Raw genomic sequence first — 21446 nt, forward strand, 5'->3', positions numbered from 1 at the left:
TCATGCAAACCCAACTCGCCGACTGGGCGCAAGGCACGGATATCGGCCAGGAGGCCGATGCGATTCTGCGTCGCTGCGTGCACTGCGGCTTTTGCCTGGCGACCTGTCCGACCTACCAGATCCTGGGAGACGAGCTCGACAGTCCGCGCGGGCGCATCTACCAGATCAAGCAGGTGCTGGAAGGCGTCCAGCCCACCTACGTCACGCAGCAGCACCTGGACCGCTGCCTGACGTGCCGCAATTGTGAAACCACCTGTCCGTCCGGCGTGGAATACGGGAAACTGGTCGATATCGGCCGCCAGTTGGTCAGCGAACGGGTAGAACGCCCCTGGCATCAGCGCCTGCTGCGCCATGCCTTGCGGCGCCTGATGCTGTCGCCCGCCTTCGGACCGCTGTACCGCCTGGGCCGCTGGGTCCGTCCTGTCCTGCCGGCCGTCCTGCAGGGCAAGATCGCAGTGCCCCGGCCGGCCGGGGCGCTGCCCGTGCAGGCGCAGCGCCACGCGCGCCAGGTCGTGATGCTCAGCAACTGTGTGCAGCCCGCCATGCTGCCGTCGATCGATGCCGCCACGCAGCGCGTGCTCGATGCCGTCGGGGTGGGCACGCGCTTTGTCGCCGGGTCGGGCTGCTGCGGCGCCATCAATTTCCACCTGGATGCCCAGGAAGACGCGCGCCAGCAGATGCGAGCCAACATCGATGCCTGGCTGCCCCTGCTGGAATCCGGGCAAGTCGAAGCCGTCGTGGTCAATGCGTCGGGCTGCGGCGGCATGATCAAGGACTACGCCCATCACCTGCAGCATGATCCGGCCTACGCCGAGCGCGCCGCGCGGCTGATGCCCTATGTAAAGGACATTGCCGAATTCCTCGCACCCCTGGCCGCAGACGTACGCGCCCGCATGCAGCGGGCGCCGGGCCGCAGCGCCTTTCATCCGCCGTGCACCCTGCAGCATTGGCAGGGCCTGCGGCCGCTGACCGAACGCCTGCTGGCGGACCTGGGTTTCGACCTGCAGACGTTTGGCGAGTCCCACCTGTGCTGCGGGTCGGCCGGCACCTATTCCATCACCCAGCCGACCCTGTCCAAGTCCTTGCGGGACCGCAAGCTGCAGTCCATTCAGACAACCCTGCCCGATACCATCGTGTCGTCGAACATCGGCTGCATCTGCCATCTGCAAAGCGGTACGGACACCCCCGTGCGACACTGGATCGAAACCGTGGACGAGGCCATGCATGGCTGATGTGGACAAGACGGGCATGCCTGCAGCGGGGGCGCGGATCGTCGTGGGAATGTCGGGCGGTGTGGATTCCTCGGTCACGGCCTGGCTGCTGAAACAGCAGGGCTACGAGGTGATCGGCCTGTTCATGAAGAACTGGGAAGACGACGATGACAGCGAATACTGTTCGTCGCGCCAGGACTGGCTGGATGCAGCCAGCGTCGCCGATGTGGTCGGGGTCGACATCGAGGCCGTCAATTTCGCCGCCGAATACAAGGACCGCGTCTTCGCCGAATTTCTGCGGGAATATTCCGCCGGACGCACGCCCAACCCCGACGTGCTGTGCAACGCAGAAATCAAGTTCAAGGCCTTCCTGGACCATGCCATGGGCCTGGGGGCCGACTACATCGCCACCGGTCACTACGCCCGGGTGCGGCGCGTGCAAACCGCTGGCGGTCCGCGCACGCAGCTGCTGAAGGCCGTCGATGCAAGCAAGGATCAAAGCTATTTCCTGCATCGGCTGAATCAGGCGCAGTTGGCCCGCACGGTCTTTCCCCTGGGAGAAATCCACAAGACCGAGGTTCGTCGCATCGCCCGCGAAATCGGTTTGCCCAATGCCGCCAAAAAAGATTCCACTGGCATCTGCTTCATCGGCGAGCGTCCGTTCCGGGAATTCCTGAATCGCTACCTGCCCACGCAGCCTGGGTCCATGCGGACTCCGGAAGGCCTGGTGCTGGGGCAGCACCAGGGGCTGGCCTTCTACACGCTGGGCCAGCGCAAAGGGCTGGGCATCGGCGGGGTGCAGGGCGCTCAGCGCGACGATGGCACGGCCGATGCCTGGTATGTGGCCCGCAAGGATCTGGCCGGCAACGTCCTGTATGTCGTGCAGGGCCACGATCATCCCTGGCTGTTGTCGCCGACGCTGGCCGCCCAGGATGCGAGCTGGGTTGCGGGTGAGCCTCCCGCGCCAGGCGCCTATGGGGCCAAGACCCGCTACCGCCAGACCGATGCGGCGTGTTCGCTGGCGGTGCGTGATGATCGGGCTTTCGAGCTGTCGTTCGATGAGTCCCAGTGGGCGGTCACGCCCGGCCAGTCGGCCGTGCTGTACGACGGCGACATCTGCCTGGGAGGCGGCGTGATCACCTGATGCCCTGCCGGCATTGCCAGCGCAGAAAAAACATCAGGCCCCAGCGGGGCCTGATGCGCATCCGGTGCAAGCAGGATTCAGGCGTCCGGCGGACGCGTGGACACGAAAGAAGGCCGGGCGTCCAGCTTTTCCGTCAGTCGGGCCAGGTTGGCGTGACGCGCTCGCCAGTCCAGGCTGGGGTTGCGGAAGTCCAGGTAGCCCAGGGCTGCGCCCACGGCAATGTCCGCCAGGCACAGGTTGACCCCTGTGCAGTAGGGTTGTTCGCCCAGCAGGCTGTTCATGTGATCCAGTGCGGCGTAGATCTTGCCCTTCTGGCGATCCGCCCAGGAAGCGCTTTGCTGTTCCTGCGGGCGGCGGCTTTCCTGGATCATGCTGGTCGCGGCATCCATGATGCCGTCGGCGATGGCTTCCCAGCGTTTGACGGCGATGCGTTCACGGCCTGGGGGCGGGATCAGTCGCCCGACCGGCGAGAGCGTGTCCAGGTATTCGACGATCACGCGCGAATCGAACAGGGTTTCGTTTTCGTCCAGGATCAGGCAGGGGACCTTGCCCAGAGGGTTGAAGGCAGGCGCCTGCGTATTGGCCGCCCAAGGGTCGTCCAAAACCAGTTCGTAGTCGAGTTTTTTCTCTGCCAGCACGATCCGGACTTTACGGACGTAGGGGCTGGTCAGGGAACCAATCAATCTCATGGCAAACCGGGGGGTAGTCTAAGGCTCAAAAAGTATATCAGGGCCGGGCCGGTGATCCGGCTGCGGGGCCTGCCTGATCCCATTTTTGAGAGGATTGCGGGGGCAGGTGTGGTATATCCGCCCAAAGCCTTGACACCAGAGGCGAATGTTAGAATCGCAGCTTGACCCGCCACCCGGGCCACTGACTGGCCCATCATTCATTGTTCAACATGCAGATCGATTCCACCCTGAGCGCCCTGAACGCGCTGTCGCCCCTGGACGGGCGCTATGCGGCAAAAGCCGATTCCTTGCGGCCCTTTTTGTCGGAAGCCGGTTTCATGGCGCATCGCGTCGAGGTCGAGATTGCCTGGCTGATCGGCCTGTCGGATGCCGGCCTGCCCGAACTGTCCGCTTTTTCGCCGGCCGCACGGGCGCGCTTGCAGGCCCTGGTGCGCAATTTCTCCGAGGCCGACGCAGCCCGCATCAAGGCCATCGAACGCACCACCAATCACGACGTCAAAGCCGTGGAATACTGGCTGAAGGAACAGGTGGCCGACGATGCGGAATTGTCGCAGGCGGCGGAATTCATCCATTTTTCCTGCACCTCGGAAGACATCAACAACACCTCGCATGCGCTGATGCTGGGTCGGGCGCGTTCGCAGGCCGTCGTGCCGACGCTGGAATCGGTCGTGGCGCGGCTGCGCGAGCTGGCCCATCAGCATGCGGATCAGCCCCTGCTGTCGCGCACGCACGGCCAGCCGGCCACCCCCAGCACCATGGGCAAGGAATTCGCCAACGTGGTGGCCCGCCTGGATCGCGCCCTGGACGCCATCCGCGCCGTCCAGCCCCTGGCCAAAATGAATGGCGCCACCGGCAATTACAACGCGCACCTGGCCGCCTACCCGGACATCGACTGGCCCGCTTTTTCCGGCGGGGTGCTGGGCGGCCTGGGCCTGACCCAGAATCCGTATTCGATCCAGATCGAGCCGCATGATTGGATGGCTGCGCTGTTCGACGCCATCGCCCGCGCCAACACCATCCTGCTGGATCTGAACCGGGACGTCTGGGGCTACATTGCGCTGGGCTACTTCAAGCAGCGCCTGAAGGACGGCGAGGTCGGTTCGTCCACCATGCCGCACAAGGTCAATCCCATCGACTTCGAGAATTCCGAAGGCAACCTGGGCCTGGCCAACGCCATGCTGCGTCATCTGTCGGAAAAGCTGCCGGTCTCGCGTTGGCAGCGCGACCTGACTGATTCCACCGTGCTGCGCAACCTGGGCGTCGCCCTGGGCTACAGCCTGGTGGCCTACGACGCCTGCCTGCGCGGCCTGGGCAAACTGGAACTGAACGCCGCCGCCATCGATGCCGACATCGACGCCTGCTGGGAAATCCTGGCGGAACCCGTGCAGACCGTCATGCGCCGCTACGGCCTGCCGCAGCCCTATGAACAGCTCAAGGCCCTGACGCGCGGCAAGGGCATCACCCAGGATGCTCTGCGCGAATTCATCACCGGCCTGGATCTGCCGGCGGAACCCAAGGCCCGCCTGCTGGCCATGACGCCGCGCAGCTACATCGGCCTGGCCGCCCAGCTGGCCCGGGCGATCTGATCGCATGGATCCGATGGCATCTCTCCGGTTCGCCGGACATGTCATCGCCGATCCGGGGCCGTGCTACGGATTTTTGCGCCACATCGGAAATGGGTGTATAGTTTCGTTCTTCGCGAAATACGCGATGGGCAGTTAGCTCAGTTGGTAGAGCAGCGGACTCTTAATCCGTCGGTCCAGGGTTCGAGTCCCTGACTGCCCACCAGAAATATCAAGGACTTAGAAGAGATTCTAGGTCCTTTTTTTTGCCCGTATTAGACGCGATATTAGACACTGTCAAATATTCAGTGGTTTTGATCGGCGGTTTCAAGCGCCGATTTTTCGGTCGTTCGAGGCCACGGACCCTTCTGATCTTCCGTGAGGATGTCTTTGGGTTGGATGGTGGTGATCAGGTCGTTGACCGACTTTTTGCCGGACTCGATTGCTGCCTTCCATCCGGGCGATTTCTTGGCGAATGCCTCATCGGAAAGAGGCTTGGGTGCCGCCTTGCCGGGCGCCTTTAGCAGCAGAACCTCTCTGGCATCTATGATGACGGAAGGCGGTCGGCTGAGGTTTGCCTTCTGCTCGGTTGAATCGCCTGCGCAGTTCAGTCGGACACGTCGTACGGAACGTCCGCCGCCACGGCGCTTCCGATGGCGATGAGAACCAGGCCAACCCACGCCACGTGCCATTCGTCGCCGTCGTATCGGGGCAGCCGGTATGGTTCGTCTGTTCATGTCGAGCATCTTTCGTCGGGTGGTGGCGGAAATTGAGGGGCGGCCCTCTGGTCCTCGCCTGTGGGGGGGCAGGCAGCGGGCGGAACGGAATTGGTGTAAACCATGCTTGGCTTGATTTTTTTCCTATGAGAAAATTTTCCAATCGGAAAAAATGGATCAAGGCAATGAGCGGCACAGTGTTCGATTTCGCGGTGATCGGGGCGGGGATGGCGGGAGCGTCCGTCGCGTACCAGCTGGCCCAGGAAGGCGCGTCCGTGGTGGTGCTGGAGCGTGAATCGCAGCCGGGCTATCACTCCACGGGCCGTTCGGCGGCCATGTTCATGGAAAGCTATGGCACGGAGCAGATTCGCGCCCTGACGCGGGCCAGCCGTGCGTTCTTCGAGCAGCCGCCGGCGGGTTTCTGCGAGCATGAGCTGCTGCATCCGCGGCGTGTGCTGTATATCGGAATAGAGGGGCAGGACCGGTTGCTGGAAGATGCGCTGGCGGTTTATCGGCGTGAAGGCCTGCAGGCGGAGATGCTCAGCGCGGCCCAGGCCAAGGCCTTGGCCCCGTGTCTCGATGAAGACAAGCTCATCGGCGCCGTGCTCGACATGGATTCGACCGACATCGACGTCGCTGAACTGCATCAAGGCTTTCTACGCGGCATGAGCAGACAGGGCGCGCAGTTGCGCTGCAAGGCCGAACTGGCCGGCGCCGTGCGCGGTGAGCGCAGCGGTGTGTGGACGCTGACGCTGGGTGGCGGAGACGTCGTGAGCGCCCGCAGCGTGGTGAACGCCGCCGGCGCGTGGGCCGATCCGGTCGCCGCCCTGTGCGGCGCCCAGACGCTTGGGATCGAGCCCCGGCGCCGTTCCGCGTTCACGTTCCCGGCCCCTGAGGGCGTGGACGTGAGCCTCTGGCCCGCCGTGATCGGCGTCGACGAAAGCTTTTATTTCAAACCCGACGCGGGACAGCTGCTGGGGTCGCCGGCCAATGCGGATCCCGTGGCGCCGCATGATGTCGTCCCGGAAGAGCTCGACATCGCCCTGGGAATCCATCGGATCGAGTCGCTGACCAGCCTGCGCATCCGCCGGCCCGCGCACGTCTGGGCCGGGCTGCGCAGCTTCGCTCCCGATGGTGATTTCGTGATCGGCTGGGATCCTTCATGTCAGGGCCTTTTCTGGCTGGCGGGGCAGGGCGGGTACGGCATCCAGACATCGGCGGGTGCGTCGGCGGCTGCCTGTGCGCTGCTTTTGGGACAGACACTGCCTGACTTCCTGCTGCGGCAGGGGGTCGAGGCCGAACGCCTGAGCCCGCGCCGCTTCGCTGCATAGCAAGCTTGAGCGCCGCCGGGCGGCAAAGCGGTGCATTCCATCATCATCAATTCAATATCGAGTCCGGAGACGAGGCATGAGTGCATTCAAGGATGTCTGCAAGATCGCAGGCGCTTTCGTGGGAGTCATTGTTGGCGCGGGGTTCGCGTCAGGACAGGAGATCCTGCAGTTCTTCGCCGCCTTCGGCGGCATCGGCCTGATGGGATGCGTGGTGTCTGGGCTGCTGTTCGTCCTCCTGTCGATGGCGTTTTCCACCATGGGGCAGCGCCTGGCGGCGCATTCCCACAAGGAAGTCATCAATGCGATGCTGGGCAGGTATCTGGGTCTGGTGTTCGACGTGCTGATAACGTTCTTCCTGTTCGCGGTGACCGTCGTGATGCTGGCCGGGGCAGGTTCCCTGCTGCAGCAGTGGCTGGGAATCCCCGAGGTCTGGGGCAGCGTGCTGACCACCGTGGTCACCGTGCTCATCGTCTGCCTGGACATTCGCAGCGTGATCGCCTTCATCGGCGCCGTCACACCGTTTCTCATGTTCATGACGGTCGTAGTGGCGGGCTACGTGCTGGTGTCGCCTCATCCGAGTATCGAAGCGCTCGATGCAGCCGCGGCCGCCCAGCCTCGGGGAGCTGGCCAGTGGCCGGTGGCCGCCCTGCTGTATGTGTCCTACAACATCGTGGCGGGGATGCCGTTTCTGGTGATCATGGGCGGCCAGGCCAAGTCGCGGTCGACCGCGTTCTGGGGCGGCATCCTGGGCGGTCTGCTGCTGGCCGTGCTGATGCTGCTGATCGCCACGGCCATGTATCTGCGCATGGACACGATCGGCGGGGTGCCGATGCCGATGCTGGCGATCGCCGCGCAGATCTCGCCCTGGCTGGGCCACCTGATGTCGCTGGTGATCTTCGGCATGATCCTCAATACGGCGGTCGGCATGCTCTATGCCTTCATGGCGCGCATCGTTCCCGCCGACACCATCCGGTTTCGCGCCGGTACCGTGGCGGCCGGGGCGCTTGCCTTGGCAGGCAGCTTCGTGGGGTTCATCCAGCTGGTGGGGATTGTGTATCCGATCTATGGCTATATCGGATTCGTGCTGATGGCGCTGGCGTTCGTGGGCTGGTTGCGTGTGGCGCGCCGCCAGAATGAAGCATCATCGAACGCCTGAACGCGCATCGGGACCGGATAGCGCATAGAATGGCCCGGTCCTGACCCAGCACGTTTCGTGTTTCCTGCCCTTATGCCCGGTTCGTCGACTCAGAAATCCAAAGCAGCCCAGGTTCTTGCCGAGGTGCTTCCGGGCGCGAGCGCGCCGGCCGGAGGCCGGGGGCTCGCGGGGAGGCACGAGGTCGGGGCGAAGATCCGCACGGCGCGCAAGGAACGCAAGCTGACGCTGCAGCAGGTGGCCCAGCGCAGCGGATTGGCGGTATCGACCGTCTCTAAGGCCGAGCGCGGGCTGATCGCCTTGAGCTATGAAAAGGTGCTGCAGCTGGGCCGTGCGCTGGACATCGACATGACGCGCCTGTTCATGCCGGCGTCGGCGCAGCTTGGGTCCGGCGCGGCTGAACCCCCGACGTTCGTCAAGGACCGCTTCGAGGACGTGCAGCGCTACGAGACCGATCAGTACGAATACAGCGTGCTGTGCGGTGCGTTCCCGGGCAAGAAGATGCAGCCGCTCGTGGCCTTGATCAATGCGCGTGAAGCGCACGATTTTTCAGAAACCATCCGCCACCCGGGCCAGGAATTCGTCATGGTGCTGTCCGGGCGCGTACGCATTTTGTTCGAGAATGGCGAAACGGTGGAACTCGGCCTGCACGAAGCGGCCTATTTCGACAGCGGCGTCGGCCACATCTACATCAGCCTGAGCCGGCTGCCGGCCCAGGTGCTGTCCGTGTGCTGCTGATCGCCGGCGGCAGGCTCAGTCGAACACGTCGTACAGAATGTCCGCCACGACCGCGCTTCCGATGGCGATCAGAACCAGGTCGCTTCCCGCCACTCGCCATTCATAACCATCGTACCTGGGCAGCCGGCCCAGCAGAGGCCCCGGCACGAGCTTTTTGGCGATGCCCGGGGGCAGAGGCTTGCCTCTTGCCAGGTTCTTTCGGATGCCTGGCGGCAGTGAGCCGTACCCCCTGATGCCGTAATCGCCCGCGTATCCACGGGCCGCAGATGCCGTGATTCCCGCGTAGATGAGACCGCCGTAGTCATCGCCGCCGCGCAGACGCCCTTGGCTGTCCCTGTGATCGTCGAAGTAGTCGCGATTCCGGCCGTGCGAGTCATAGGAGGCTTGCTGGCCCTTGTGCCCGGCGTGGTCGCCTGACCCGCCGCCGGAGTGGCCCTGGTTTCCCTGGCCCTGATTCCCTTTGCCCTTGTTTCCCTTATCTTTGTTTCCGTTGCCGTGGGGATTGCCGCCGTGACCTTGCCCCTTGCCTTCCGGGGGCGCGGCCTGGGCGCCGAGCGCCAGCGTGATGCCTGCGCTCATCGCGGCGGCCAGTATGGTGCGTCTTTTCATTCGGGCATCCTTGCATCAAGGGGATGCGAAAAGTATAGGGCAGTCCCTCAAGCCATTGCCAGCGCGTCGGCCGCAGGCCGCCGCTGGATCATCAGCGCGATGACGGCGGCGATGATGCCGGTGGCGCCCGACAGCACGAAGGCCATCAGGTAGCTGCCGGACACTTCGCGCACGTAGCCGCCCATCCAGGCTGCCGTGGCCGCGCCGATCTGGTGGCCGGCGACGATCCAGCCGAACACCACCGGGGCGTCGCGGTCGCCGAAGACGTCGGTGGCCAGGCGCAGCGTGGGCGGCACGGTGGCGATCCAGTCCAGGCCGTAGAACACTGCGAAGATCGACAGGCTGTAGAGCGAGAAATCGGTGTAGGGCAGCAGCATCAGCGAGATGCCGCGCAGGCCGTAGTACACGAAGAGCAGCTTGCGCGGGTCGTAGCGGTCGGTGAGCCAGCCCGATGCCGTGGTCCCGACGAGGTCGAACACGCCCATCAGCGCCAGCAGGCCCGCAGCCTGGACCGGAGCGACGCCGTGGTCGCCGCACATTGCGATCAGGTGGGTGCCCACCAGGCCGTTGGTGGTGAAGCCGCAGACCCAGAAGGTGGCGAACAGGAACCAGAAGGCACGGGTGCGGCTGGCGCGCTTGAGCGCGCCGAAAGTGGCGGCGATCAGGCCGATGCGGGGCGCAGCAGGCGCGGGCGGATGGGTCGGGTTGCTGCCATAGGGCAGCAGGCCCACGTCCGCCGGCAGGCCGGGCACCAGCCTCCAGACCAGGGGCACCATCACCACCATGGCGGCCGCCACGGCCCAGACCGCGCGCGTCCAGTCGCCGGACGAGGCCAGCCCGGCCAGCAGGGGCAGGAAGATCAGGTTGCCGGTGGCGGTGCTGGCGGTGAGGATCCCCATGGCCAGGCCCCGGTGCTTGTGAAACCAGCGGTTGGCGACCGTGGCGCCCAGCACGGTGGCCACGGCTCCCGACCCGATCCCCGAAAAGATCCCCCACAGGGCGATGAGATGCCAGGTCTGGGTCATGTAGGCACTGGCGGCGGAGGATGCCGCCATGACGACCAGCGCCCACAGCAGCACCCGCCGCAAGCCGAAGTGATCCATGGCTGCGGCGGCGAACGGGCCCACCATGCCATAGAAGAAGATGCCGAGGGCCGCAGCCAGCGAAATGGTGGCCCGGCTCCAGCCGAAGGCCTGCTGCAGCGGGTCCAGCAACACGCTGGGCGTCGCGCGCAATCCGGCGGAGAACAGCAGGCAGAAGAAAATGACGCCGACCACGACGAAAGCGTAGCGCTGGCCCAGGCGGGAGACGAGAGCGGATTTCGCGAGACGCGCGGAAGATGACATGATATGTTACTGACCGGTACGTGCGTAGGAGTGGCATATAATACGTACCGGTCAGTAACTTCGTCAAGCGCCATCATGAAAAAGACACTGCAAGCCGGATTGCCGCCGGGTGGCCGGGCGCCTGCGCCCAAGGCCGGGCCGCCGCGCGCTGCCGACCGCATCCGCAGCAGCGCGCGGGATCTGTTCTACCACCAGGGGATCCGGGCAGTCGGCGTAGACGCCATCGTGGCCGAGGCGGGTGTCACCAAACCCAGCCTCTATCGCAGTTTCGCCTCGAAGGACGATCTGGCGGCAGCCTATCTGCAGGATTACGAACTCGAGTTCTGGCACCGCTTCGATGCGGCGGCTGAGGCCCATCCGGACGATCCTCGCGCGCAGATCCTGGCCTATTTCACCGGGCTGGCACAACGGGCCGGCCTGCCGGGATACCGGGGGTGCGGCCTGACCAATGCCTGCATCGAATACCCGGCGCCCGATCATCCTGCCCGACAGGTATCGGTGGCCAACAAGCGAAAGGTGCGCGAACGCCTGGCCGACCTGGCGCGCCGGATGGGCGCGCGCGATCCCGACGCGCTGGGCGACGGCTTGCAGCTGCTGCTGGAGGGCGCTTACGTATCCAGTCAGATACTGGGCGCCAAGGGGCCGATACGGCATCTGGCGGACGTCGCCGCGTGCCTGATCGACGCCAGCCTGGCTCGAGACTGATCGATGGCCTCGGCGGTGGTGAAGGTCGTTGGCGTGCTGGGTACGGCCCAGACGCTGGCCTGGGCATCTTCGTACTATCTGCCGGCGATGCTGGCGGTTCCGATGGCCCGGGAACTGGCGCTGCCCACCGCCACGGTCTATGCCGCTTTTTCGGCGGCCCTGGCTGCATCGGCCTTGATCGGCCCCTGGGCTGGGCAGATGATCGATCGCCATGGCGGCCGCCGGGTGCTGATCGGTACCAGTCTCCTGTTTGCGCTGGGCTTGATCATGCTGGGGCTGGCCCAGGGGCTTTGGACGATGGTGATCGCCTGGCTGGTGATTGGCGTGGCCATGGGATCGGGCTTGTACGATGCTGCGTTTTCCTGTCTGGTCCACCTGTACGGACGCCAGGCCCGGGCTGCGATCACGGGTATCACGCTGATTGCCGGCTTTGCCAGCACGGTCGGTTGGCCCTTGTCGGCCTGGATGGAAACACAATTCGGTTGGCGGGATGCCTGTTTCGGCTGGGCGGCCCTGCATCTTCTGGTCGGTCTGCCGTTGAATGCCTGGCTGCCGAAGACGCCGGCCGCAGCCGGGGCCGACGAGCAGCAAGCTGTCGAAACCCCCGAAGACGCTGTATCGTCCCGCACCGGGCGGCCGATGCCGCCAGGTATCGTGGCTGCGTTGCTGGCCTTTGTCTTTGCGGCCACCTGGTTCATCAGTACGGCCATGGCTACGCACCTGCCGCAGCTCCTGCAGGCCGGAGGCGCCACGCTTCCTGCTGCGGTTGCCATCGGGGCGCTGATCGGTCCTGCGCAGGTCGCTGGCCGAGTGCTTGAATTCGGCTTTCTGCGGCACGTCCATCCGCTGCTGTCCGCGCGCATGGCGGCTCTGGCCCATCCGGCCGGCGCCGTGCTGCTGCTGGCTGCCGGTCCCGTGCTGGCGCCCGCGTTCGCCCTTCTGCATGGCGCGGGCAACGGCATTCTGACGATTGCCAAGGGGACGCTGCCGCTTGCGATGTTCGGTGCCCGGGGGTACGGCGCGCGCCAGGGCTGGCTGATGATGCCGGCCCGCGTGGCGCAGGCGCTGTCGCCGTTTGTCTTCGGCCTTGCGCTGGATGCGTGGGATGTCAAGGCGCTGTACTTGTCCGGCGCCATTGGCCTGGCAGCCTTCGGCGCGTTGATGTGGTTGCGCGCGCCTGCGCCGACACCGGCCTGTCTTTCCCGCCAATAGGCGATGCCGATCTGTGCCATTACTATCATCTTTCCCATAGAACAAGCATCCTTTTCCCAGTCCTCTTCCGGTAGGTTGGGTTTTGTATCAAAATCCATGAATGTGTGATCGTCGGCAGGCTTCTGCCAGGGTGAGGGGCCTGCTTCATTGGCTGATCGCCCTGGTCTGGGTACTGGCGCTGGCCTGGGGGTCGGCGCCAGCCTTGACGTTCGACCCTGCGCAGCTGGCGACTTATGCTCGCCAGCACTACGGAGCCAAGGCCGAACGGGCGGTAAAGGCCTGGCAGGCCATGCTGGACCAGGCTGCGGGCGGAGACGAACAGGAAAAATTGCGGCAGGCCAATGCGTTCTGGAACCAGGCCCTGATCGGCGGGGAAGACATCACCATCTGGGGCAAGACCGACTACTGGGCCACGCCGCTGGAGTCTCTGGCAAAGGGGGCGGGAGATTGCGAAGATTATGTCATCGGCAAATATTTTTCCCTGTTGCGCCTGGGGGTGCCGCCCGAGAAACTGCGCATGGTCTATGTGCGTGCCCAGATCGGCAGCCAGAGCATCGCGCATATGGTGCTGGGCTACTACCCGACGCCGCAGGCCGAACCCCTGGTGCTCGACAGCCTGATCGACCGCATCCAGCCCGCGCACCTGCGCCCCGACCTGACACCGGTCTTCAGCTTCAATGCCGAAGGCGTCTATGTGCCGGGCGGCGGCCGCCGGTCGGTCGACCAGATCGGCCGCTGGCGCGACCTGCTGAGCAAGATGCGGGCCGAAGGCTTTCAACCCTGATTCCGTAGAAAAGGAATGTCATGTCCTTGTTAAGACAATTGCTGTTGAGTGTGACGCTGGCGATTCTGGTGATTCTGGTCGGGGCGACGATATTCAGCATCGGCTCGGCCCGCCAGTATCTGGATGCCCAGCTGCAGGCGCAAAGCGATTCCACCGCCACGTCCCTGGCGCTGACTTTGTCACAGCCTTCCAACCAGGACCCCACCGTGCGCGAACTGCTGATTTCCGTGCTGTTCGACAGCGGTCAGTTCCGGGTGGTGGAATTCCTGGACCCGACTGGGCGAATCCTGATCCGACGAGAAATCGGTGATGGCCAGGATGAACGTGTGCAGGCTCCCGACTGGTTCAGTCATCTGCTGCCGCTGCAGCGCCACGAGGCTCAGCGCCAGGTGACCAACGGCTGGTCGCAGCTGGGCGTAGTGCGCCTGCAGGCCAACGACGCCTATGCGCGCGATGCCTTGTGGACCAGCACGGAACGCATTGTCACCCTGACGGTCGGCGCGGGGGTCCTGTGGGGCCTGTTCATCTGCCTGCTGATGCGCTGGCTGCGCCGTGCCCTGCATGACGACGTGATGACTCGCGTGCGCGCTCTGGCCGATGGGGGCGGCACGGCGGATCTGCCGCCGGTGCGACATCCAGGCATTGCCGAACTCCGAGAAGTCTCGCTGGCCATCGTGCGCACCCACGAACAGGTTCGAGCCACAGCCACCGAGCGCGAGGCTCGGATCGAGTCCCTGCAACTGGAACTGAATCAGGACCCGGTGACGGGGTTGGCCAATCGCAAGTATTTCATCAATGAACTGCGGCGCCTGCTGGAACAGCCTGCCAGCCAGGACGGCAGCAGCGGTCACGTCATGCTGTTTCGCCAGTGTGATCTGCAGGCTGTGAACCAGTCCATGAGCCGGGTGGTCGTGGACCAGTGGCTGCGCAATGTCGGGCAGTTGGTGCTCGAACTGCTGCATGTCCGGATGGGGCCGCAGGCCTGGCTGGCACGGCTCAATGGATCGGATTTCGCCTTCGTGCTGCCGATGATGCCGGGACCGGTGGCTGTCCGGGTGGCCAAGGCGGTGTCCGACGTCCTGCAGGCGCAGCGCATCCAGCTGGGGCAGGCGGGTTTGTGCCGCTGGCGCATGGTCCTGACGGATTATGAGTCCGGCGGAGACCTGTCGGCCGTGCTGGTCCGTCTGGACGAGGCCTTGATGCGCGCGGAAAGCGCTGGCAGCAACGAAGTCGAATATCTGCCCGACGAGGCCATGCACAAGGACGCTGCCGGGCGGGTCGGTGGTGAGCAGGCCTGGCGCAACCTGTTGCGCAATGCCTTGGACGAAGGCTGGTTTTCTCTGGCCCTGCAGCGTGACGAATCTGTAGCTGCTGGTGCGGAATGCGTGATGGGAACCCTGATGCTGCAGGAACCCGGTGCGTCCGAGCCGCTGTCGGGTTACCTGTTCATGCCGCCGGCCGTGCGTCTGGGCATGTCTGCCGCCTGCGATGCCCAGGCCGTCAATCTGGGCCTGAACTGGCTGGCGACGCATCCCGGCGACCTGACGCTGCGCATGTCCCTGGCCTCGATTCTGCAGGACGACTTCCGGGCCGAGGTCGCCGCTCGGCTGACCGGTCGCCCGGACCAGGCGGCCAGCCTGCTGGTCGAACTCGATTCCTACGGCCTGGTGTCGTATCGGACGCAGATCATGAAATTTGCCGAGATGCTGCGTGAACATGGCGTGCGGATGGGGCTGCGGCGCTTTGCCGAGCAGCCGGACGCCCTGCTGTACCTGCACGAGTTGCGGCCGGATTACGTGCGCGTGTCGGGGGCCCTGATCGCCGCGCAGGCGGATAGCCCGGGTGCGCGGCGCTTGCTGGTGGCGGTCCAGGAAACCGCCCAGGAGGTCGGCGTCAGGGTCGATCTGGGCGCTGCGCGCGGCTAGCGCAGGTTGCCGGTGTGCCCCAGGGAATAGCGGCCTGGCTGCGGCCAGACGGTCAGGCCGTGAGGTTCCTGGCCGACCTTGACCTGCCGCACCTCTCCGGTCCGGGTGTCGATGCGATAGACCACGTCGTCGAATCGGCCTGACAGCCACAGCCATTTCCCATCTGCGCTGACGTTGCCCATGTCGGGGCTGCCGCCACCGGGAATAGGCCAGTTGGCCGTGATCTTGCCAGTGGCGAAATCCATGACGGCGACACTGCCCTTGCCCTTTGGTTTGCCGTGGATCTGGTGCGTGCCCCGACTGGTGATGTACAGGGATTTGCCGTCCCGGCTGGGGTACAGGCCGTGGGTGCCCAGCCCTGCCGGAATGAAACCGATCTGCTTGAAGGCGTCGCCATCGACGACGAAGACCCCGTCGGCCATCATGTCGGCGATGTAGAAGCGCTTGCCGTCCGGCGAGATGCGCACGTCCTGGGGCATGCCTTTCTTGGGCATCCTCATTTTTTTGGCAGGCTTGCCGTTCGTTGGCGCGGCTTCCTGGGCGTGCGCCATTGGCAAGGGCAGCGGCAGGTAGCCCAGCACTGTGTGGTTCACCATATCGATCTTGGCGACGCTGCCTTCGAATTCGCAGGTGAACAGCGCATAGCGGCCGTCGATGGAAAAATCGGCGTGATTCAGGCCGCCGCACTGTGGCACATCGATGGAATACTGCATGGCCATGGTGTGCGGGTCACGGAAGTCCAGGCGCTTGCGGGCTTCGGCCACGACGATGGCCGACTTGCCGTCCGGCGTGAAATACATGTTGTAGGGGTCGTCGACCGGCACCGCAGTCCCGGGCTTGCCGGTCAGTGGATCGATGGGGGTCAGGCTGCCGTCATGGGTGCGTTCCGCGTTGTTGGCCACCCACAGGGTGCGCAGGTCCCACGAAGGCACGACGTGCTGCGGGCTCTTGCCGACCTTGAAGGTATCCACCACTTTCAGGGTGTCCGGGTCGATGACCGAGACATCGTTGGAGCGCAAGTTGGGCACGTAGACGCGTGCCAGATCCTTCTGGACGGCAGGGCTCAGGTGGCTGGCGCCGATTTCGCTGTAGACGTTGTTCGGGTCGATCACGGGCGGCATGCCCGGGACGGTCTGGATGACCGTTGGCGCAGCCGCTGCCGGGCCGGCCGCCTGGGCGGCGGTCACGCCTGTGGACAACGCCACGGCAGCGGACCAGGCTGCGTACGAGCCGAATGACTTTTTCGATACCACGATGAAACTCCCTATTTGTGTGCGGAGGGACGTTGGGAAGAAGGGGGGTGGGCCAGCTGCCGGCGGATGGCGGCGACCGACGTGTCCACGATCAGGCGCACGCCGATCTGGCCCAGTTCGGCATTGGCGCGGGTCGGGTCGCCGTGCACGCCGTCGCGCGGCGTCCATTGGCTGCCTTGCGAGAGCAGCCCGGTGCGGACCTGTGCGGGGTCCAGCGCCAGCGCCAGCGATGTGTCGGCCAGGCCCGCATGCGTACCGATTTCTGCGGCCGAGTATCCGCGTTTTTTCAGGGCGTCGACATAGGCGGTCTGGGTGACCCGGTAATAGTCGAGCAGCGCGTGGGCGCGGCAGCAGGGGGATTTGGCCCATTCATGGTTCAACTGAGCAGCTGCGGCTTCCAGGCTGTGCTGGTAGCCGCCATGGTCGCCCAGGAAAAATACATCGCGAAACCCGTGCTGCTTGAAGCTGCGCGCGGCGGATTCCAGCACGGCCTCGAAGACCGGCTCGGGTACCGAAATCGTGCCGGCAAAGCGCATGTGCGCGGCGGGCGGTGTGATGGATCCTTCCGGAACGTAGGCGATGGTGGGGGCGACGATCGCATGACCCAGCGCCTGCGCGATGCGCCCGGCCAGGATGCGGGCGCGCGCGTTGTGCTTGCCCAGGGCGATGTTCGGGCCGCTTTGTTCCGTGCCGCCGATGGGAATCAGGATGGTGGTGGCGCCGGCTGCGATGCGCTCGCGCAGTTCGGGCGAAGTCAGGTCTTCCAGGTAGACGCTGGGCGGCTGGGCGTGGGATGCCGGGCTGTGCCACGCGCCTGCCAGGGCCAGGCAGCCGAGCAGCAGAATGCGCCAGAGGCCTGGTGAAGATCGACGGCTGGGCATCCGGATGGCGGCAGTCGGGGCGGCGCCGTGTTGCGAGACATGTTGACGGATCATCAAAACCGCCTGGATCAGACAAAAACCGGGCGCCGCATCGGTGTGGCCGGGAAGCGTGTTTTATACTACTTGTTTGCATCGCTGTGTGTGTCCGATCGCAGCCGATGCATCGGCTGTTGCGTTCGCACACCGTCCGCCGCGTCTCCTTAGTTAAATGGATATAACTTTCCCCTCCTAAGGGAAGATTGCAGGTTCGATTCCTGCAGGAGACGCCAGTGACCTGCCGCCGCTGCGCGGCTGGAATCTATCCCGCGTCGTCTCCCAGCGCGACTTCCACGGGTTTTGCGCCCAAGGGCCCTGTCAGCACGCTGGCGGCCACGCTGATCAGGTAGCCCCGCCGGCCGCCGTTCAGGTAGACGGTGTCGTAATCCAGCAAGGTCTTTTCCACCCAGACCGGCATGCGCTTGCGCGTGGCGAATGGCGATGTGCCGCCCACCTGATAGCCCGAATTGCGCTGGGCCGTGTCCGGCGTGCAGGGGCTGATTTTCTTTGCGCCTGTCTGCCGTGCCAGGTTCTTGGTGGAGACCTCGCAATCCCCGTGCATCAGCACCACCAGCGGATGGCCGTGTTCATCTTCCATGATCAGGGTCTTTGCGACCTGATGCAGCGGGACGCCCAGCTGGTGAGCGGCTTCTCGGGCGCCGCCGTGATCGACGTAGTCGTAGGGGTGTTCGCCGAAGGCGATCTTTTGCTGCCGCAGCCAATGCGTGGCGGGAGTTTCGGACGTGTGCTTTGTTTTTGACATGACAGTGCCAGATGAATGAGGGCTCCGCGTCACGCGCGCGGATGATGCTGGGCGTGCAGGGCTTTCAGCCGTTCGCGGGCGACATGGGTGTAGATCTGCGTGGTGGAAATATCGGCGTGCCCCAGCAGCATCTGCACGACGCGCAGGTCGGCGCCGTGGTTCAGCAGATGGGTGGCGAAGGCGTGGCGCAGCACGTGCGGCGACAGGGGGACGCGAATATCGGCCTGCTGTGCGTATTTGCGGATCAGCAGCCAGAATGCCTGGCGTGTCATGGATGCGCCGCGCGTGGTGGCGAACAGTGCATCGCAGGCGCGCGCGCCCAGGATGGCCGGGCGGCTTTCGCGCAGGTAGCGCTCGATCCAGTACAGGGCCTCGTCGCCCAGCGGCACCAGGCGGTCTTTGGCACCCTTGCCCATGACCACCCGCACCACGCCGTCGCTCAGGCTGGTGTCCTGCACGTTCAGGTGCACCAGTTCGCTGACGCGCAGTCCGGTCGCGTACAGGGTTTCGAGCATGGCGCGATCGCGCAGGCCCAGGGTCGTCTCTGTGTCCGGCGCCTGCAGCAGATCGTCCACCTGGGCCTCGGACAGGGTCTTGGGAAATCGGGCGGGCTGCCGGGCGCTGTGCAGGCCCAGGCAGGGGTCTTCGTAGCACAGATTGCGGCGCAGGGCCCATAGATAAAAACGCCGCAGGGCCGCCAGACGACGGTTTGCCGTACTGGCCTTGGTCAACTGGTATTGGGCGGCCAGCCAGGCCTGAATGTCTTCCTGGCGAGCGGATTCCGGTGGCAGGTCCTGGGTCTTCAGCAACCAGTGGGCGAAGGCGCTCAGATCCCGTCGGTAGGCCGCCAGGGTGTTGTCGGCCAGGCCGTCTTCCAGCCACAGGGTGTCCAGAAAGGTATCGATGGTGGGAAAAGGCGAGGGCTGGGTGGCCATATCCAGAGCAGGTCGGTCGCAGACTCCGGCGGCCATGAGGCATCGGCCGCTCGGGACGGTGAGGCTCATTCTACTCGCTGAACGGTGGCCGCCCGGCGGCAGGGGACGCGGTGCAAAGCTTGCGACAGGTCAAATCCTGGTGTTGTCGAATAGCGAAATATACCTATATATATTACGATGGCGCACATTCCCTGATTTCCGTTTGAAGGAGCCTTCATGTCATTCCGCCGTCTGCTTGCCGTCTGCGTGCTGTCCGGGGTCGTCGCCCCGGCCATGGCCGGCGAAATTCTGGTGTCGGCCGCCGCCAGCCTGACCAACGCCTTCAAGGACCTGGCGGCTCAGTACCAGGCTGCCCATCCGGACACCAAGGTGCTGACGACCTTTGGCGCGTCGGATGTGGTGCTGCGCCAGATCACCGAAGGCGCCCCCGCCGACGTTTTCGCGTCTGCCGACCAGAAGGCGATGGACAAGGCCGCTGCTGCGCAGGCCATCGATCCGGCCAGCCGGGTCGATTTCGTGCGCAATGAGGTCGTGCTGGTGGTGCCGGCCGACAATCCGCGCGCGATCCGGTCCCTGAAGGATCTGTCCAAGCCGGACGTGAAGCGGATCGCGTTGGGCAATCCGGCGTCCGTGCCGGTGGGGCGCTATACCCAGGCGGCGCTGGAAAAGGCCGGTGCCTGGGATACGGTCAAGGCGCGCGAGATCCTGGGCCAGAACGTGCGCCAGGTGCTCAGCTACGTAGAGCGCGGTGAAGTCGATGCCGGCTTCGTCTTCGCCACGGATGCCGCGCTCATGAAGGACAGGGTCCGGGTCGTGCAGGCGGTGCAGACACCCACCCCGGTGGTCTACCCGATCGCATTGGTCAAGCGCGACGGTCGCGCTCCGCAAGCCGCCGATTTCCTCAAGTACGTCATTTCTCCCGAAGGGCAGGCCGTGCTGGCCCGGTACGGCTTCGCCAAGCCATAATGCCGCTTTTGCCTGGTGGCGCCCGGTGGCGGGCGGCCTGGCGACATCGATATGTCTGATCTCTGGATTCCTCTGCTGCTGTCCCTGAAGGTCGCGGGCTGGGCCACCGCCCTGGCGACGGTGGGCGGCATTGCAGTGGCCTACGGACTGTCGCGCTGGCCGTCGCGCTGGTGCGATGTGGTCGACGCCTTCCTGACCCTGCCCATGGTGCTGCCGCCCACCGTCACCGGCTATTACCTGCTGGTGCTGTTCGGGCGGCGCGGTTGGCTGGGCGCCTGGCTGCAATCGCATGGCATCGAGCTGGTCTTCACCTGGCAGGGGGCCGTCGTTGCTGCGGCCGTGGTGGCCTTCCCCATGGTGCTCAAGGCCGCCCGGGCCGCCTTTCTGGATGTGGATCATCGCCTGGAGCAGGCAGCCGCCGTGTTGGGCGTGTCGCCGGCCGCCGTGTTCTTCCGCGTCAGCCTGCCTCTGGCCGCGCGGGGCATTCTGGCCGGGGTGCTGCTGGCCTTTGCCCGGGCCTTGGGTGAATTCGGCGCAACGCTGATGGTGGCGGGCAATATCCCCGGCAAGACACAGACCCTGTCGATTGCCATCTACGAAGCCGTGCAGGCCGGCAATGACGATACCGCCAATCTCCTGGTGCTGGTCACCTCGGCCACTTGCGTGGCGGTGCTGTGCCTGGCCGCCTGGCTGATGCCGGGTGGGCGAACGCCGCGCCGATCCCGGAGCGCCGCATGAGCCTGAGCGTGGACATCCGCTGCCGCATCGGCGGGTCGGACGGCTTTTTGCTGCAGCCCTCATGGCGGACCGATGGGCGCCGGGTGGCCCTGTTCGGGCCATCGGGGGCGGGCAAGAGCCTGACCATGCAGGCGATTGCCGGGCTGCTGCGACCGGATGCGGGGCGCATCGTGGTCGATGGGCGGGTGCTGTTCGATCATGCCGCCGGTATCGACCTGCCGCCTCGCGCCCGGCGCCTGGCCTATCTGTTTCAGGACTATGCGCTGTTCCCGCACCTGACCGTGCGCCGCAATATCGGCTTCGGCCTGCAGCGCGGCTGGCTGAACTGGCATGGCTGGGGGTGGCCGATCAGCGCGGCGGACGATGACGGCGCCCTCAAGGGGCGCCGGTTTCGCCGTCGCGAGCTGCCGCCTGCTGCGATGCGCTGGGTGCGGGCCTTTCATCTGGATGGCCTGCTGGACCGCTATCCGGCCGAATTGTCGGGCGGGCAGCGCCAGCGCGTCGCCCTGGCGCGGGCCCTGTCGACCGATCCCGGCCTGTTGTTGCTGGACGAGCCCCTGTCAGCCCTGGATTCGGACCTGCGCGCGCAGATGCGCGTGGAACTGGCCCAGTTGCAGCGCGACATCGACATCCCCACAGTCCTGATCACGCATGATCCGGCAGACGTCCAGGCCCTGGCCGACCAGGTATTCCATATTGCCCACGGAGAAATCCAGGGCGGCGCCGAACTGGTTTCCCGGGGTTGAGGC

21 protein-coding genes and 2 tRNA genes are annotated in these 21446 nt (G+C 65.2%); 15 read left to right on the forward strand and 8 right to left on the reverse strand.

The window, feature by feature from the left end:
- The first annotated feature begins 2 nt into the window (after positions 1 to 2).
- The gene (gene glcF, locus VDP74_RS02830) at positions 3 to 1232 is read left to right on the forward strand and encodes a glycolate oxidase subunit GlcF (protein ID WP_322998102.1); all 1230 of its coding nucleotides are present in this window, start codon (positions 3 to 5) and stop codon (positions 1230 to 1232) included.
- Positions 1225 to 2355: a tRNA 2-thiouridine(34) synthase MnmA gene (gene mnmA / locus VDP74_RS02835; RefSeq protein ID WP_322998103.1), complete on the forward strand. Its 1131-nt coding sequence runs from the start codon at positions 1225 to 1227 to the stop codon at positions 2353 to 2355. Before glcF ends, mnmA begins: the two co-directional genes overlap by 8 nt.
- A 77-nt stretch (positions 2356 to 2432) precedes the next feature.
- On the opposite strand, the gene VDP74_RS02840 is transcribed toward mnmA, so the two are convergent.
- On the reverse strand, positions 2433 to 3044 hold the full coding sequence (locus VDP74_RS02840; RefSeq protein ID WP_322998104.1) for a glutathione S-transferase: 612 nt from the start codon (positions 3042 to 3044) through the stop codon (positions 2433 to 2435).
- A gap of 209 nt (positions 3045 to 3253) precedes the next feature.
- Between VDP74_RS02840 and purB the strand changes: the two genes are divergently transcribed.
- Both purB and VDP74_RS02850 read left to right on the forward strand, forming a co-directional pair.
- Entirely contained in the window at positions 3254 to 4630 is a 1377-nt protein-coding gene (gene purB / locus VDP74_RS02845; protein WP_322998105.1) for an adenylosuccinate lyase, read from the forward strand.
- Between the two features lie 126 nt (positions 4631 to 4756).
- A tRNA-Lys gene (locus VDP74_RS02850) sits at positions 4757 to 4832 on the forward strand.
- A gap of 79 nt (positions 4833 to 4911) precedes the next feature.
- Here VDP74_RS02850 and VDP74_RS02855 read toward each other — a convergent pair.
- Positions 4912 to 5298 (reverse strand): hypothetical protein, encoded by a 387-nt coding sequence (locus VDP74_RS02855; RefSeq protein WP_322998106.1) that lies wholly within the window; start codon positions 5296 to 5298, stop codon positions 4912 to 4914.
- Positions 5299 to 5507: 209 nt separating this feature from the next.
- On the opposite strand from VDP74_RS02855, the gene VDP74_RS02860 reads away from it, so the two are divergent.
- The 3 genes from VDP74_RS02860 to VDP74_RS02870 all read left to right on the forward strand — a co-directional run bounded on the left by VDP74_RS02860 (position 5508) and on the right by VDP74_RS02870 (position 8544).
- On the forward strand, positions 5508 to 6653 hold the full coding sequence (locus VDP74_RS02860) for an FAD-dependent oxidoreductase (protein ID WP_322998107.1): 1146 nt from the start codon (positions 5508 to 5510) through the stop codon (positions 6651 to 6653).
- A gap of 76 nt (positions 6654 to 6729) precedes the next feature.
- The gene (locus VDP74_RS02865; protein WP_322998108.1) at positions 6730 to 7809 is read left to right on the forward strand and encodes a hypothetical protein; all 1080 of its coding nucleotides are present in this window, start codon (positions 6730 to 6732) and stop codon (positions 7807 to 7809) included.
- Between the two features lie 72 nt (positions 7810 to 7881).
- On the forward strand, positions 7882 to 8544 hold the full coding sequence (locus tag VDP74_RS02870) for an XRE family transcriptional regulator (protein ID WP_322998109.1): 663 nt from the start codon (positions 7882 to 7884) through the stop codon (positions 8542 to 8544).
- Between the two features lie 15 nt (positions 8545 to 8559).
- On the opposite strand, the gene VDP74_RS02875 is transcribed toward VDP74_RS02870, so the two are convergent.
- Entirely contained in the window at positions 8560 to 9153 is a 594-nt protein-coding gene (locus VDP74_RS02875; RefSeq protein WP_322998110.1) for an anti-virulence regulator CigR family protein, read from the reverse strand.
- Positions 9154 to 9200: 47 nt separating this feature from the next.
- On the reverse strand, positions 9201 to 10499 hold the full coding sequence (locus VDP74_RS02880) for an MFS transporter (protein WP_322998111.1): 1299 nt from the start codon (positions 10497 to 10499) through the stop codon (positions 9201 to 9203).
- A 75-nt stretch (positions 10500 to 10574) separates the two neighbouring features.
- On the opposite strand from VDP74_RS02880, the gene VDP74_RS02885 reads away from it, so the two are divergent.
- The 4 genes from VDP74_RS02885 (at position 10575) to VDP74_RS02900 (ending at position 15125) form a co-directional block, all read left to right on the forward strand.
- Positions 10575 to 11204, forward strand: a complete 630-nt coding sequence (locus VDP74_RS02885) for a TetR/AcrR family transcriptional regulator (RefSeq protein WP_322998112.1) — start codon at positions 10575 to 10577, stop codon at positions 11202 to 11204.
- A 3-nt stretch (positions 11205 to 11207) separates the two neighbouring features.
- Complete coding sequence (locus VDP74_RS02890) at positions 11208 to 12416, forward strand: MFS transporter (protein ID WP_322998113.1); 1209 nt, start codon at positions 11208 to 11210, stop codon at positions 12414 to 12416.
- A gap of 100 nt (positions 12417 to 12516) precedes the next feature.
- Positions 12517 to 13200, forward strand: a complete 684-nt coding sequence (locus tag VDP74_RS02895) for a transglutaminase-like cysteine peptidase (RefSeq protein ID WP_322998114.1) — start codon at positions 12517 to 12519, stop codon at positions 13198 to 13200.
- A gap of 20 nt (positions 13201 to 13220) precedes the next feature.
- The gene (locus tag VDP74_RS02900; protein ID WP_322998115.1) at positions 13221 to 15125 is read left to right on the forward strand and encodes a LapD/MoxY N-terminal periplasmic domain-containing protein; all 1905 of its coding nucleotides are present in this window, start codon (positions 13221 to 13223) and stop codon (positions 15123 to 15125) included.
- On the opposite strand, the gene VDP74_RS02905 is transcribed toward VDP74_RS02900, so the two are convergent.
- Both VDP74_RS02905 and VDP74_RS02910 read right to left on the reverse strand, forming a co-directional pair.
- Complete coding sequence (locus VDP74_RS02905; RefSeq protein WP_322998155.1) at positions 15122 to 16246, reverse strand: YncE family protein; 1125 nt, start codon at positions 16244 to 16246, stop codon at positions 15122 to 15124. The two genes, VDP74_RS02900 and VDP74_RS02905, sit on opposite strands and share 4 nt — an antisense overlap.
- Positions 16247 to 16389: 143 nt before the next feature.
- Positions 16390 to 17313 carry a creatininase family protein gene (locus VDP74_RS02910; RefSeq protein ID WP_322998116.1) on the reverse strand — a complete coding sequence of 308 codons (924 nt, stop codon included), beginning with the start codon at positions 17311 to 17313 and terminating at the stop codon, positions 16390 to 16392.
- Between the two features lie 140 nt (positions 17314 to 17453).
- Between VDP74_RS02910 and VDP74_RS02915 the strand changes: the two genes are divergently transcribed.
- Positions 17454 to 17528: transfer RNA gene (locus VDP74_RS02915), tRNA-Arg, on the forward strand.
- A 29-nt stretch (positions 17529 to 17557) separates the two neighbouring features.
- Here VDP74_RS02915 and VDP74_RS02920 read toward each other — a convergent pair.
- Both VDP74_RS02920 and xerD read right to left on the reverse strand, forming a co-directional pair.
- Positions 17558 to 18058 (reverse strand): aminoacyl-tRNA deacylase, encoded by a 501-nt coding sequence (locus VDP74_RS02920; protein ID WP_322998117.1) that lies wholly within the window; start codon positions 18056 to 18058, stop codon positions 17558 to 17560.
- 29 nt (positions 18059 to 18087) lie between these two features.
- On the reverse strand, positions 18088 to 18993 hold the full coding sequence (gene xerD / locus VDP74_RS02925) for a site-specific tyrosine recombinase XerD (RefSeq protein ID WP_322998156.1): 906 nt from the start codon (positions 18991 to 18993) through the stop codon (positions 18088 to 18090).
- 216 nt (positions 18994 to 19209) lie between these two features.
- On the opposite strand from xerD, the gene modA reads away from it, so the two are divergent.
- Genes modA through VDP74_RS02940 form a run of 3 tightly spaced genes read left to right on the forward strand, consistent with a single transcriptional unit; the run spans position 19210 to position 21443 of the window.
- A complete protein-coding gene (modA, locus tag VDP74_RS02930; RefSeq protein WP_322998118.1) occupies positions 19210 to 19959 on the forward strand; it encodes a molybdate ABC transporter substrate-binding protein in 750 nt (249 codons plus the stop codon).
- A gap of 51 nt (positions 19960 to 20010) precedes the next feature.
- Positions 20011 to 20697: a molybdate ABC transporter permease subunit gene (gene modB / locus VDP74_RS02935; protein ID WP_322998119.1), complete on the forward strand. Its 687-nt coding sequence runs from the start codon at positions 20011 to 20013 to the stop codon at positions 20695 to 20697.
- Positions 20694 to 21443, forward strand: coding sequence for an ABC transporter ATP-binding protein (locus VDP74_RS02940; protein WP_322998120.1), 750 nt, complete (start codon positions 20694 to 20696; stop codon positions 21441 to 21443). Before modB ends, VDP74_RS02940 begins: the two co-directional genes overlap by 4 nt.
- Positions 21444 to 21446: the final 3 nt, after the last annotated feature.

The organism is Castellaniella sp. (assembly GCF_034674885.1).
GTDB lineage: Bacteria > Pseudomonadota > Gammaproteobacteria > Burkholderiales > Burkholderiaceae_B > Castellaniella.